General features: G+C 42.4%; 12 protein-coding genes. 3 read left to right on the top strand and 9 right to left on the bottom strand.

All coding sequences use genetic code 11. From position 1 onward, the window contains the following. Nucleotides 1–4: 4 nt before the first annotated feature. From ACDD58_RS17995 to ACDD58_RS18025, 7 genes are all read right to left on the bottom strand, one after another. Nucleotides 5–1,468 (bottom strand): extracellular solute-binding protein, encoded by a 1,464-nt coding sequence (locus ACDD58_RS17995; protein ID WP_370778584.1) that lies wholly within the window; start codon nt 1,466–1,468, stop codon nt 5–7. A 56-nt stretch (nt 1,469–1,524) separates the two neighbouring features. After that, nucleotides 1,525–1,824, bottom strand: coding sequence for a hypothetical protein (locus tag ACDD58_RS18000; RefSeq protein WP_370778586.1), 300 nt, complete (start codon nt 1,822–1,824; stop codon nt 1,525–1,527). Between the two features lie 501 nt (nt 1,825–2,325). Further along, nucleotides 2,326–2,823, bottom strand: a complete 498-nt coding sequence (locus ACDD58_RS18005) for a SpoVA/SpoVAEb family sporulation membrane protein (protein ID WP_117922360.1) — start codon at nt 2,821–2,823, stop codon at nt 2,326–2,328. 129 nt (nt 2,824–2,952) lie between these two features. Next, nucleotides 2,953–3,288: a DUF3837 domain-containing protein gene (locus ACDD58_RS18010; protein WP_370778587.1), complete on the bottom strand. Its 336-nt coding sequence runs from the start codon at nt 3,286–3,288 to the stop codon at nt 2,953–2,955. Nucleotides 3,289–4,404: 1,116 nt separating this feature from the next. Continuing rightward, nucleotides 4,405–4,851, bottom strand: coding sequence for a stage V sporulation protein AB (locus ACDD58_RS18015; protein ID WP_370778588.1), 447 nt, complete (start codon nt 4,849–4,851; stop codon nt 4,405–4,407). After that, a complete protein-coding gene (locus ACDD58_RS18020; protein WP_370778589.1) occupies nt 4,841–5,494 on the bottom strand; it encodes a stage V sporulation protein AA in 654 nt (217 codons plus the stop codon). Before ACDD58_RS18020 ends, ACDD58_RS18015 begins: the two co-directional genes overlap by 11 nt. After that, nucleotides 5,485–5,652 (bottom strand): membrane-spanning protein, encoded by a 168-nt coding sequence (locus ACDD58_RS18025; RefSeq protein WP_117921989.1) that lies wholly within the window; start codon nt 5,650–5,652, stop codon nt 5,485–5,487. The genes ACDD58_RS18020 and ACDD58_RS18025 overlap by 10 nt, the downstream gene beginning before the upstream one ends. Before the next feature lie 1,040 nt (nt 5,653–6,692). Here ACDD58_RS18025 and ACDD58_RS18030 point away from each other — a divergent pair. The 3 genes from ACDD58_RS18030 to ACDD58_RS18040 all read left to right on the top strand — a co-directional run bounded on the left by ACDD58_RS18030 (nt 6,693) and on the right by ACDD58_RS18040 (nt 9,753). After that, nucleotides 6,693–7,466, top strand: coding sequence for a threonine/serine exporter ThrE family protein (locus ACDD58_RS18030; protein ID WP_117921988.1), 774 nt, complete (start codon nt 6,693–6,695; stop codon nt 7,464–7,466). 5 nt (nt 7,467–7,471) lie between these two features. After that, the gene (locus ACDD58_RS18035; protein ID WP_186899452.1) at nt 7,472–7,921 is read left to right on the top strand and encodes a threonine/serine exporter family protein; all 450 of its coding nucleotides are present in this window, start codon (nt 7,472–7,474) and stop codon (nt 7,919–7,921) included. A gap of 188 nt (nt 7,922–8,109) precedes the next feature. Beyond that, on the top strand, nt 8,110–9,753 hold the full coding sequence (locus ACDD58_RS18040) for a diguanylate cyclase (protein ID WP_370778590.1): 1,644 nt from the start codon (nt 8,110–8,112) through the stop codon (nt 9,751–9,753). Between the two features lie 41 nt (nt 9,754–9,794). On the opposite strand, the gene ACDD58_RS18045 is transcribed toward ACDD58_RS18040, so the two are convergent. Together ACDD58_RS18045 and ACDD58_RS18050 are read right to left on the bottom strand one after the other, a co-directional pair. Beyond that, nucleotides 9,795–11,699: an ABC-F family ATP-binding cassette domain-containing protein gene (locus ACDD58_RS18045; protein ID WP_370778591.1), complete on the bottom strand. Its 1,905-nt coding sequence runs from the start codon at nt 11,697–11,699 to the stop codon at nt 9,795–9,797. A gap of 49 nt (nt 11,700–11,748) precedes the next feature. Continuing rightward, nucleotides 11,749–13,227, bottom strand: coding sequence for a DUF1846 domain-containing protein (locus ACDD58_RS18050; protein WP_117921985.1), 1,479 nt, complete (start codon nt 13,225–13,227; stop codon nt 11,749–11,751). Nucleotides 13,228–13,253 lie beyond the last annotated feature (26 nt).

A 13,253-nucleotide genomic window follows, 5' to 3' on the forward strand; every position in this document is an offset into this window, starting at 1 on the left:
CACACTATTCTGCTGCAGCAGAAAGAGAACTGCAAAAATCATTGTACCAGTTTTCAAATGCCTCATCTGAAAGATATGATTCTAATACTTCATCCCTTGAGGTTCCCTCTGCAATAGCTGCATCGATTGCAGTTTTATCCTCAACTGCCTTATCAGACAAATTATAGTCTAAGATTTTTCTCGCATCATACCCCTTTCTGAAACTTTTCGGTGTATAAAATTTCTTCTGATCAAAATTCTCTAAGATGTATTTCAGACAATCATAAGACTTTTCATTGATCTCTATATTATTATCTTTGATAACCTTATCTAATGTTTCAACTTTATTTGCCTCTTTTAAAACCGGAAGATATGCAGAATCACAGCCAAAACGGAGATTCTGCTCTTTCTCTGTAATCCATTTTAAAAATACACAGGATGCATATTCATGTGCATCATCTGACTTTGTAACAGCCATTCCTGCCCCCTGCTGCACCATATAATTTTCTCCATCCTGCATGATCGGCGCATCCTGAATAATGTAATCGATCGGATAACTCTCCTCTCCATTTTCTACATTATCCGGGAAATATACTGCCGAAGATGTAGCTCCGGTATATGCAAGAATATCTCCTGTTTTCACGTCATCTGAACGAAATTTTCCGTAAGATTCAAAATATCCCTTCACATATGGCACATAATAATCATCCCACAGACGACGCATAGATTCTTTATCTGTATTTAATGTTACCTCTCCATTTTTTACTTCAAAGATTTCTTTTCCCATCTGTTTCATTCCGATAATGAAATAATTAGACATGGAATCCCTGCCGTAAAATGCCTTTCCATCATCCGGAATATCCGGTGTCTTTGCATCTGTCCATTCATAATAGTGCTCAGCTACATCAACGACTCCTTCAATCGTCTTTAATTCATCCAATGAAGATCCTGTCTCTGCTGCAAACGGCTCCCAGTCCGTTTTATTGATCATCATGATTTCTGTTGATTTTGCAACCGGCAAAAGATACAGTGCACCATCGTCCTGAAAATATCCTTCTTCAATATAAGAGTCCACATAAGAAGATAATTCATCTTCACTGAAATACTGTGTCAGATCAACTAATTTACCCTCCTGCTGTGCATAATACGCCGTATCAGCATAGGACGAAAAAATATCCGGCAGATCATCTGCCCCCACTTCTCCTTTGATCGCACTCTGAACCGCCTGTTCTAAATCATAAACAGAACCCTGGCTGTATTCTTCCACATAAATTCCTTTTTCTTTTCCTACCGTTGCATTAAATTCTTCCACAAGCGTATCAAAAGTAGCCTGCTGTGCTCCGTTGTAATAATGCCAGACCGTAAGTGATACCGGATTGTCCGGATCTAACTTTACCTTTGCAGTCCCACTATTCTGCGACGTTCCACATCCTGCAAAAAACGGCATGGACAATGTGATCATCAGTACTGCAACGCTCCATCTTTTCATAACTTTCCTCTTTTCTTTCGTAAAGGCTCCATCTGCCCCTTCATTCATTCTTTTCGTCATTCTGCAGATGATATTACATCCTGTTCCTGCAGCATCTCATAGGATTCAGACCCCTTTTCCTGCTCTACCGTCGACATAAAATATACTTCATCCTTTTGAAAATGATCTATCCATACAGATATAACATCAATTGGCACTTCCTGTAAATTTTCAATCTGTGCAGAAACCCCATCACTGACATATTCATATGTATTTTTTAAAGTTTTTCCATCTGCCGATATTTCAAAAATATAGGTTCTGTCTGCTTGAAAATATGCATTAATAACACCAAGCAGGTTCTGGATTGCTACATCCATATCCAGATCTGATGACAATTCTTTAACGCACTGATTTAACGTTGTAGATATAGGAAAGCATAGACACAAAAATCTTTTTCCAGATATTTTTTCGGAACTGTACCAATAATGACCGATCGATAAGCATGGACACTACCGGAAACAGAAGAGAAATCACAAATCCTGTATTCCTGTGATAAAAATTGTCTGCATCAAAATAACAATACAGAAAAGCATCGCTAAAAAGAAGTACCGCAGTAGACACTTGCATCAAAAGCAGCCACTTTCTCTTTTTCTTATCAAAATTATTACTTAAATACATACATAATGCTGTTATCAGGCAAAAAAAGACAACCGCAGAAAAGCAATTCTACCTGCGTTGACTGACTGTGAAACATTTTTCATACTCCTTATCCTATTGTAAAAAGGAACAATGCACCTTCTTTCAAAGATACCCTGTTCCTATATTTTAGTATCCCATTAAAGGCTGTTATCCGGGTTCATTGTAACATACCTGATATTTCATAGCAATGCCAAACTACAGAGCAGCCAGTAAATAAGTCCCAGAACCCAGCTTGAAAAAATACCATACAAAATAACAGGTCCTGCGATTGTAAATATCTTACAGCCGATTCCAAAAACCTGTCCCTCTTTCTGAAATTCAATCGCCGGTGCTGCAACACCATTTGCAAACCCTGTGATCGGCACAAGTGCTCCTGCTCCTCCCCAGTTTGCAAGTGACGGATACAGATTCAGTCCGGTTAAGATCACAGATAATAAGATCAACAGGATGCTGCACCAGCTCCCTGACATTTCTTTATCAAGTCCTAAATTTTTACAGGTATTTAAGATCAGTTGTCCGATGCAGCAGATAATCCCCCCCATCACAAATGCTTTTGCCATATTCGCAGCAAGATTATGTTTGGGTGTTACTGATTCCACATACTCATTGTATGCCTGATCCCTTACCTTTTTATCTGCACCGGCTGATACTTTAGATAAGTTTTTCTGCTTCTCCATGTTTTTCCCTCCCTCACATTTTCTTCTCTAAATCTTTTTTCCTTCTCTTTTCTACAATTTTATTGGAATAGTATGTCAGATCTTTTCTATATTTATTCACAAAATTTTTCCTTATTTACGCCCATTTTCCTATCCCTGTTCCGGCACTGTCACCGTCCACAGATACTGCTCCCCTTTTCCCCACAGCAGCAGTTCTTTCATCTGTTCATCGTACTCTTCTGTCGGTTTGTAATCCTTCAGCATGGAAAACAGATACTTCTCCTGTTCGTCCTTTGGTTCTGTCTTTTTCATTTCCTCATGTAACAAATTTGCCAGTTCAACCGGTCTGATATCCTCTGAGAATCCGATTCCGGATAACTTTGCGACAAGACCTGCCGCATAGTAAAATTCGTAGTTGCCGGTCAGGATAGATTTCTGCATGTTGCATTTTATGATAACACTCTGGCGTGCGATAGATGTAACCATGATTCATTTCTCCATTTCTTCATTGTAAAAATAAGCATCCTCCAAATGCTGGTTTGTGGGTGACATGAGTTTCCTCGTGTAGGGTGGTTCCGGGGTTTTTCGATTGGCAAATTGCATCAAGCCGGGACTGTTTTGTTCCGTTGTCCGAAAATAAGAAAGTCTAAGTATGCCTGATTCAGGTTGAGGCGGAGTGACGTGTGCGTCCTAAATGTGCCGTCCGGGCACATTAGGACTTGTGCTGTCGTCCATGGCAGCACAACACTGTATTGTGAACAGGCATACAAAGACTTTCTAATTTTCTCCCAAAGTCACAAAACGAATCCCGGCTTGATGCGATTTGCCAGCCGCAAGGTTGTGAACCACCCTTAGCCGGGAAACTCATTTTACAACCTTGGGGGTGCGTAAACTTTTAGTGTTTTGTGTCTGAATCTGATAAAAAATATTTCCAAATAACTATGTTTAATAGATTATTATTGGTTTGATAATACTGGAAAAACCTCAATGTATCCCGTTATGCCTACTTTTATTGCCATACACATTTGAAAAATATTCTGTGTTATTTGGTCTGGCAATTTACGAAATAATTCGTGTAATGCAATGTGGCATATAAAAATTCTGGGAAGCCGTTAGGCTGAATATTAATGACACAGCACATTAGGATTTTAAGCATATTTCCATTCGTGCGAATATCAAAAATTCGCACCTACGCCCCCGATTTTGAGATGAACCGCCCACCCAAATGGTGTTTCATAACCTGGAGGCTGGCATCTTGCGCAAAGCCTGAGCTGATTTTGTGACTTTGGGAGAAAATTAGAAAATCTTAGTGTGTCTGTAGGTACACAGTGATGTTCTGCCACGGATGGCAGAACAAGGCAGCATCGAGTCATGGATGACTCGTTGTTGCCGTTCACGTCACTCAAAGAAAATCTAACTCAGACACACTTAGACTTTTCTTATTTTCGTACAACGGAACCAAAATTACTCCGGCTTTGCGCAAGATGCCACTCACAAGCCTACGAAACACCATTTGGATGGGCGACGCATGTCTCAACAAACCAGCATTTGTCGATCATCCCATAAAAATAGCTCACACCTTATTCTAATCTGAAATCCATCTTACGTCAAACCTTCCCCGATCTTCCTTACAAAGTAATAAAGTGCCCCACAGGTCTTGCCGGCTGCCATTGTCCACATGATCCACCGCAGTCCGACTTTCAGCTTTGCCCGGCGGAACAGGATTGGGAATGTGTTCAGAATCTCAGCTAAGGCAACTGCGATACAGCCGACAAATATTCCCGCAGATAGTCCGTACAATCCAAGAAAAATATGTCCAAACACCTGACCAAACGCCAGATGCATCTGCAAAAATACAGAAACAATATTTCCAAGTATCCCACCAAGGATGATCGCCTGTTCAAAGCAGAGCGTTCCTGCTGCACGGTTACACTTTCCGATCATACGCGGCACCACACCGATGACGATCACAAAAGCAAATGTTCCTGCTGCAACTGCACCGCCAAATGCAAGTCCTAAAAAGCCGAGCAGAATATGTTTAAGAAACATCTATGCTGTGCCCTCCTCTTCCTGCATTTTCAATAAATGTGGTATCCACGTCTTTCTCATATTTACGCATTTCGATCTGAATTGGTGTCGGATCAGGTGTGATCTTCTTCCTGCCCACATGATTAAAAAATAAAATAATGCCAAGTCCGAGCCCGATGCAGTAACAAACTTCTAACTCTGTCACACCGCCTGCTTTTGCTCCCATCACCTGACCATATAATTTATCAAATACGTCCGTTACAGAAATATCATTATTAAATGCCATGATCGTAAATGCCGAACCAAAAAAAATGATAATGCAAAGTAGCACTGTTTTGACCGCGTTTATCACCTTTGGCTTTTTCGGATCCGGTACGTATTCTATGATAAAATCACTTTCACCCTCGTTGGAGATTGTCAATGACGGATAATCCTCATGAATCTGCTCAATGATCTTTAACACCGAAAAAACCTGCATCTGATTTTTCTGTTTTTTTTCATCTTTCCGGTCTGTAAAACTATATATTTTTTTCTGCTTCAGCTGACGAAGGACTGCCTCGTTCGTGCACTCCATTTTTGCAATGTCGTTTAACACAACATGCCGGTCAAAAACGATCGTGTTCTGCTCGATCTTTAAATAAAGTGTCTCGTTATTTACGCCCATGTTTCATCCACATCCCCGTCGTTCAAACTGTCATATACCAATATGCCATCTGTCGGTATCTCATTTTCTTTCCTGTATTTCGTGTAAAAACATACTCCGACCACCAGTGCCATGACAATCACTCCGAGTAATACAGCTCTGTATTTTTTACAATTCATCATAATCCTCCATTTTTCCTGTAAAATTTTTCATACTCTGCGTTCTTTGTGCAAATCTGATATTTCACCGACTATGCGAATTATTATTTCTCTTTTTTGGGATATTATGTATGGACATGAGTCGCCCGTCCAAATGGTGTGTCGTAGGCTTGTGAGTGGCGTCTTGCGCAAAGCCGGAGTAATTTTTGTTCCGTTGTACGAAAATAAGAAAAGTCTAGGTATGCATGGTTTAGGCTTTCTCGGAGTGACGTGACCGGCAACAACAAGTCATCCATGACTCGATGCTGCCTTGTTCTGCCATCCGTGGCAGAACATCACTATGTATAGACAGGCACACCAAGATTTTCTAATTTTCTCCCAAAGTCACAAAATTAGCTTCGGCTTTGCGCAAGATGCCAGTCTCCAGGTTGTGAACACCATTTGGGTGGGCGGTTCATCTCAAAATCGGGGGCGTAAATTGCCAGACCAAATAACACAGAATATTTTTTTAATCAGATTCAGACACAAAACCCTAAAAATTTACGCACCCCCAAGGTTATAAAATGAGTTCCACGGCGAAGGGTGGTTCACAACTTAGTGGCTGGTAAATCGCATCAAGCCGGGACTCGTTTTGTGACTTTGGGAGAAAATTAGACAATCTTAATATGCCTGTTCGTAATACAGTGTTGTGCTGCCACGGATGGCAGCACAAGTCTTAATGCCCCTGGATGGGGCGTTTAAGACGCACACGTCACTCCGAGAAAACCTACATCAGGCATATTTAGATTGTCTTATTTTCGGACAACGGAAACAAAACAGTCCCGGCTTGATGCAATTTGCCACTCACAAAACTGCGACGCCACCCTTCGCCGGGGAACTCATAGCCCAACAAACCATTATTTGGCGGACAGCTCATATATTAATCTGAATATATATTTTTTCACACGACAGATTGCTTTTTACAAAAAAACATGTTATTTTTTCATGAGTGTTATTAAGAAAAAACCTGTTTTAACAGCTATCATTATCAGACCTATCATATAGTAGAAAGGAACTGCAACATGGCAGTCACAAAGGAAATTTTATCTTTAGCGGTGGAGACCGGCGATGCACTTCTTAGAAATGGTGCGGAAGTGTACCGTGTGGAAGATACCGTAATGCATATCTTAGAAGCATATGAAATCGAAGAATATGATGTCTATGTACTTTCAAATGGAATTTTTGCAAGTGCAAATGAAAATAAAGATGACGCGTGCAGTATGATCCGGCACATTCCGCTCGGTCAGACGCATCTTGGACGTATTGCAGCCTTAAACCAACTTTCCAGAGAGATCTGCTCTCATGAATGCTCCTTAAAAGATGCCTGGACGCGTCTGGATGAATGCAAAGCGATTCCTACCTGTAAGAAATGGACAGAAGTATTTTTCTGCGGGCTTGGAAGCGGTGCTTTTGCCTACCTGTTTGGCGGAACTCCGTTAGACGGCGTGATCGCATTTATCGCCGGTGCGCTTTTGAATCTGATATTAAAAAAATTTGCACAGCGGAAAACCTCAAAATTTATCACCAACATTTTCGGCAGTGCTTTTGTGACACTCGTCAGTCTGATTACATTTTCAGTCGGACTGCCTGTTTTATATGACAAGATCATTATCGGTGCAATCATGCCCTTAGTACCTGGAATTGCGCTGACAACCTCGATCCGGGATTTCTTCAACGGTGATTATCTCTCCGGTGCGATCCACATGATTGACGCTGTTCTTACGGCATTTTGTATTGCGGCAGGCGTCGGAACTGTCATGACGATCTACAATCTTGCAATAGGAGGTATTTTATGACAACCATGTTTATCCAGTTTATTGTCAGTATGATCGCAACACTTTCTTTTGCAGTACTGTTTTGTGCGCCAAAACCAGAACTTATTTTCTGCGGACTTACCGGTGCGATCGGATGGATCGTATATCTGATCTGCCTGCAGTTTGATACCGGTACTGTCATTGCAAATATGGTCGCAACACTTGCTCTCACAGTCTTTTCAAGAACTGTCGCTGCCATTCGGAAAAATCCGGTAACTATTTATCTGATCGCTGGTATTTTCCCTCTTGTACCTGGAGCGGGAATTTATTATACTTCCTATTACTTTATCATGAACCAGATGAAAGATTTCTCCCGCTATGGCATGGAAACGATCAAGGTTGCCGGTGCGATCGTACTGGGTATCATTTTCGGATTCTCCCTGCCGCAGACATGGTTTAATGCATTGCAGCACCGGACAAAAAGCAGACACACCTGACAACGCAGGAAGGTTCCGCTTACATCCCACACCCTATGGATCAAAGCATTTGCAATTGTTTCCCGGAATACCTCTATGGTCTTATCATACACATCTAATATCAATATCTTTTCAGGTGTTGTGGACAACAGTTGACGTAAACAACAGTTTCGCTATAAAATAGATAAAAGATGGAGGAAGCTGCAGTCATGAAATTAAAGCATAGTATTTTAGGGTTACTTTTACTTTTTACCCTGATACCGCTTGGTATCTTCGGGATTTTTTCCATTTATGAGACAAACCTCAAGATCGATGAGCTGACGGAGCAGAATGTGCAGGCGATCAGCGAAAATCAGGTGATGAATATCAAAAACTTTACGCAGGACCGCAATAACGAGATGGACATGATCGCGAGTTATCAGCTGACGCAGAACGCGATCCTTTACAGTCTAAGGGAAAATGAAAGCCCTCTGGCACGAAACTATGTAGACAATCTGCTGAAGGAACGCAAAAAATACAGTATCTTTGTAGCGAGCATCTCTGTGGTAAACCGGAATTTTCATGTGGTCAGTTCAAGTGAAGAGTACGAACCGGGCACTGTCAGTGCAATGAAAGATGTCGATCCTAAATATCAGACCGGCGAATTTATGATCGGTGACGTGTATGAGCGTATAACAGATGACGGCAGGAAAAATGTCGTGCCCGCCTATACCGGCGTCTATTATAATAATGAACTGATCGGCTATGTGATGGAGGAGCTGGATACGGCATATTTTGACGACCTGCGGCTGAATATGGACACGCTTGCAGATGGAACTTTCTATCTTCTCGACGGCAATGGGGCGATCATCACGGCAGGTGACACAAAAAACAAGAGAAGCTTAAAGACATTTGTCTCTAAAAGTTCCGACCGCAATGATTTTCAGAAAAAATGGGATGCGATCGACCATGAGAAAAATCCGTCCGGTTATGTGCGCTACCGCTATCACAGACAGGATTATATTACATATTATTCCGATGTGGAAAATACCTGCTGGGGCATCCGTGTGACTGAAAATCTGAGTGCACAGAAGCAGACTGGAAGAACCTATGGCATGCTGATCACGCTCGGTCTTTCTGCACTCATCATCGGCGTGTGCTGTACACAGTATTTTATGACAAAGAAAATTTTCGCACCGATTACCCATATTCTGCAGGTATTTGCGCAAATCAGGGAAAGTGAGGATTATTCCCTGCGCGTTCACATTCAGGAAAAACATGAGACAGGTGAACTGGCTGCGGGTATCAACGAGCTGTTAGACTATGTGGAACAGGCAGACCGGAAAGAAAAAGAGCGTCAGCAGAAACTTTTACAGATGGCAGAGAACGACCCTCTGACCGGTATCAAAAATAAAAAAGCGATTGAAAAAGAGATGCTTTCGATGGTGCAAAGGGCGGTTGAAAGCCATGAACAGATCACATTCGGCTTTGTCGATATCGATGATTTCAGGGATTATAATACCAATTACGGTCATCAGGAGGGCGATGCTGTCATCCAGTTCGTAGCGCAGACACTTAAAGAAAACATACACGGTGCAGTCGGCAGGATCGGAGGGGACGAGTTTGCATTTTGCTATGCCGGTGAGTTAGAACCGGAACGCATCCGGCATAATGCCGGCAAAATTCTTGAGATTCTGCGCACGCAGCATGTCAACGAACAGACCGGCGAGGTGCTGCCGGTGCCGTGCAGTATCGGCATTGTCATGTCCCAGGGCGATACGCTTGACTATACACAGCTAATCCGCAAGGCAGATCTGGCAATGTATCAGGCAAAAGAGAACGGCAAGAATACATTTGTCCTGAACGTGGACTGACAGGCAGGCTTTCCAGTGTACTGTATCAATGATTCAGTACACTAGCTCTGCTGCCCTGCGATCTTTGCCGCCAGCTCTTCTAAATACTCCCACCTGTCCATCTTTTCTTCTAACATTTTCTCTGCGTTTTCTTTCTCCTCAACCAGCTCCCGCAGCTTTGCTGCATTGGTGGCATTCGCTGCCATCTCGTTATCTAAATCTTCTAACTTTTGTTCGAGTGCTGCAATATCATCCTCGATCGTCTCGTATTCTTTCTGCTCTTTATAGCTGAATTTCAGTTTCTTTTCGTGCTTCCAGGTTGCAGTCGAATCGGCTTTCACGGTTCCATTTTCTCCCGATTCCTGATTTTTTGAATTTCCCGGTGTACTACCTGCTGCACCTGCAGACTGATTCAGTCCGGTTTCTCCCGGTGTCCTGCCCTCTTCTGCAAGACGGTTTACATAATCTGTATAACCGCCTTCATATTGTTTCAGTTTTCCGTCTCCCTCAAAGGCAAAGATACGTTTCATTGTCCGGTCGAGGAAATAACGGTCATGCGATACCGTAACAACGATGCCCTCATAACGGTCCAGATAGTCCTCTAAAATCGTCAGCGTAGCTATATCAAGGTTGTTTGTAGGCTCATCCAGCAATATAAAGTTCGGGGATGTTGCCAATACCCGGAGCAGATTTAATCTTTTCTTTTCCCCGCCTGACAGTTTTCCAATCGGACTGTACTGTTTTTCCGGTGGAAATAGGAAACGCTCCAATAAAACGGTTGCGGATATCACTCCATCCACAGTCTGGATATATTCTGCCGTATCTTTTACATAATCGATCACTCTCTGATCCGGGTTCATATATGACAGATCAATTTCATTTTCATCCTCATTTTTTTCTGAGGCTATTTCCTGCGCATAATATCCCATTTTCACAGTCTGTCCGATAATGACCTGTCCGGAGTCCTGCGGAATAATACCTGCAATAATTTTCATCAGAGTAGACTTGCCACAACCGTTTGGTCCGATAAATCCAACTCTGTCTCCCTTCAAAAAGATATAAGAAAAATCCTCGATCAGTTTTCTGTCTCCATAAGCCTTACAGATATTTTCCAGCTCCACGGTCGTTTTTCCCATTCTTGTAGAAATAGAACTTAATTCCATCTGTGAATCCTGCGCCGGATTTTCACGATCTCTCAGCTCTTCATAACGCTGGATGCGTGCTTTCTGTTTTGTAGAACGTGCCCTTGCTCCCCTTTGTATCCATTCCAGTTCCACACGCAGGATCGACTGACGTTTTCGTTCACTGGCTGTTTCCATTTCCTGACGCTGGGTTTTTAGTTCCAGATACCCGGAGTAATTCGCCTGATAACTGTAAATTTTTCCTTTATCAATCTCCACGATCCGGTTACACACACTGTCTAAGAAATACCTGTCATGTGTTACCATGATAAGCGCACCTCTCCATTTTTTCAGATAATCCTCCAGCCAGTCTGCCATATCATTATCTAAATGGTTCGTAGGCTCATCTAACAGAAGAATATCTGCCGGGGAAAGAAGTACCGATATCAATGCCAGACGCTTTCTTTGTCCACCGGATAATTGTCCCGCAGGCTGCATGAAATCTTTAATTCCAAGCCGGGTCATCATTGCCTTGGCATCACTTTCAACAGACCAGCGGTTTTCATCTGTCACATTTCCTTCCAGTACACATTCCAGACTGCTTTTTTCCGGATCAAATTCCGGATGCTGCGGCAGATAACGCATTACCACATGATTAGCCGTCGTGACGGTTCCCTCGTCTGTCTCCTCTTCCCCCATGATCATCCGCAGAAGTGTTGTCTTTCCGGTTCCATTGACGCCAATGATACCGACTTTCTCCCCATCCTGCAGCGAAAATGACGCGCCATCAAATAACTTTCTTTCGGTATAGACCTTTGTCAGATTCTCTATATTAACCAGATTCATGTATTTCCTCTTTCACTTTATTTTATAGCTCATGATACACCATATAAATTTAATATAACTTCAATCCACTGCGTACCGGTTCACTCGTCAGATCCACACCCAGTTTTTTGAAAATCTTAATATCCACCTCGGAAAGCATAACCGACGTATGCACCTGACAGCCACGGAGTGCAGGGATCTGCTCAATGGCGCATTTTGCATTTTCATTGGAAACCGCCGCGAGAGATAACGCAATCAAAACCTCGTCTGTGTGAAGTCTTGGATTCTTTCCTCCTAAGAAACGTACTTTCAGATCCTGAATCGGCTCAATTGCCTCCGGGCGGATCAGCTTCTCGTCATGTTCAATTCCAGCTAAATATTTTAAAGCATTTAAAAGCAATGCTGCTGATGCTCCAAGGAAATCAGACGTTTTTGATGTAATGATCGTTCCATCCGAAAGTTCGATCGCTGCGGTCGGAACACCTGATTCCTCCGCACGCTTCTTTGCGGCAACGGTAACTTTTCTGTCGTCTGTTGTAATCTTCGCCTGTTTCATTAGAAGCTCGATCTTGTAAACTTCATTTTCGGTCGCTTCTTCTCTTACCAGCTTATTCACTGCGGTGTAATAACGTCTGATAATTTCCATTTTAGATGCCACGCAGCAGGCTTCATCATCGATGATGCAGTTTCCTGCCATATTTACTCCCATATCAGTCGGCGATTTGTAATAGGTATTTTCACCGTAAATTCCCTCAAAAATGGCATTTAAAACAGGGAATATTTCTATATCACGATTATAATTTACCGTTGTCTTTCCATATGCTTCCAGATGGAACGGGTCAATCATATTCACATCATTTAAGTCTGCTGTTGCAGCCTCATATGCAAGGTTGACCGGGTGCTTCAACGGAAGATTCCAGATTGGGAATGTCTCGAACTTCGCATAGCCGGCTTTGGTTCCGCGAATGTTTTCATGATAAAGCTGTGAAAGACAGGTTGCCATTTTTCCGCTTCCAGGCCCCGGCGCAGTAATAACCACAAGCGGTCTTGTCGTCTCAATATAATCATTTTTTCCAAAACCATTCTCGCTGACGATCAGTGGAATATTCGACGGATACCCCTCGATCTTATAATGCTGATATACTTTGATTCCACGTTTTTCGAGTTTTTCCCGAAACTGCACTGCACCATTTTGTCCGGCAAACTGTGTGATGACCACACTTCCGACATAGAGTCCTTTTTTCTCAAACTCTCCGATCAGACGGACAACGTCCACATCATAAGTAATGCCAAGGTCTCCACGCACCTTGTTTTTCTCAATATCCGCCGCACTGATCACAATTACGATTTCTGCAACATCCGAAAGCTGCATCAGCATCTGAAGTTTACTGTCCGGTGCAAATCCCGGCAGTACTCTCGACGCATGGTAATCATCAAATAATTTTCCACCAAATTCCAGATACAGCTTATCACCGAACTGGCTGATGCGTTCTTTGATATGCTCCGACTGAATTTTTAAATATTTGTCATTATCAAATCCTATTCTCATCTTAATCCCCATTCTTGCGTGTGAAA

This window comes from Roseburia sp., assembly GCF_041325975.1.
Classification (GTDB): Bacteria; Bacillota; Clostridia; order Lachnospirales; family Lachnospiraceae; genus Roseburia; species Roseburia rectibacter.

Coding starts and splice junctions, on each gene's coding strand:
- ACDD58_RS17995 (WP_370778584.1), bottom strand. CDS start 1,468: ATGAAAAGATGGAGCGTTGCAGTACTGATGATCACATTGTCCATGCCG.
- ACDD58_RS18000 (WP_370778586.1), bottom strand. CDS start 1,824: ATGGATGTAGCAATCCAGAACCTGCTTGGTGTTATTAATGCATATTTT.
- ACDD58_RS18005 (WP_117922360.1), bottom strand. CDS start 2,823: ATGGAGAAGCAGAAAAACTTATCTAAAGTATCAGCCGGTGCAGATAAA.
- ACDD58_RS18010 (WP_370778587.1), bottom strand. CDS start 3,288: ATGGTTACATCTATCGCACGCCAGAGTGTTATCATAAAATGCAACATG.
- ACDD58_RS18015 (WP_370778588.1), bottom strand. CDS start 4,851: ATGTTTCTTAAACATATTCTGCTCGGCTTTTTAGGACTTGCATTTGGC.
- ACDD58_RS18020 (WP_370778589.1), bottom strand. CDS start 5,494: ATGGGCGTAAATAACGAGACACTTTATTTAAAGATCGAGCAGAACACG.
- ACDD58_RS18025 (WP_117921989.1), bottom strand. CDS start 5,652: ATGAATTGTAAAAAATACAGAGCTGTATTACTCGGAGTGATTGTCATG.
- ACDD58_RS18030 (WP_117921988.1), top strand. CDS start 6,693: ATGGCAGTCACAAAGGAAATTTTATCTTTAGCGGTGGAGACCGGCGAT.
- ACDD58_RS18035 (WP_186899452.1), top strand. CDS start 7,472: ATGTTTATCCAGTTTATTGTCAGTATGATCGCAACACTTTCTTTTGCA.
- ACDD58_RS18040 (WP_370778590.1), top strand. CDS start 8,110: ATGAAATTAAAGCATAGTATTTTAGGGTTACTTTTACTTTTTACCCTG.
- ACDD58_RS18045 (WP_370778591.1), bottom strand. CDS start 11,699: ATGAATCTGGTTAATATAGAGAATCTGACAAAGGTCTATACCGAAAGA.
- ACDD58_RS18050 (WP_117921985.1), bottom strand. CDS start 13,227: ATGAGAATAGGATTTGATAATGACAAATATTTAAAAATTCAGTCGGAG.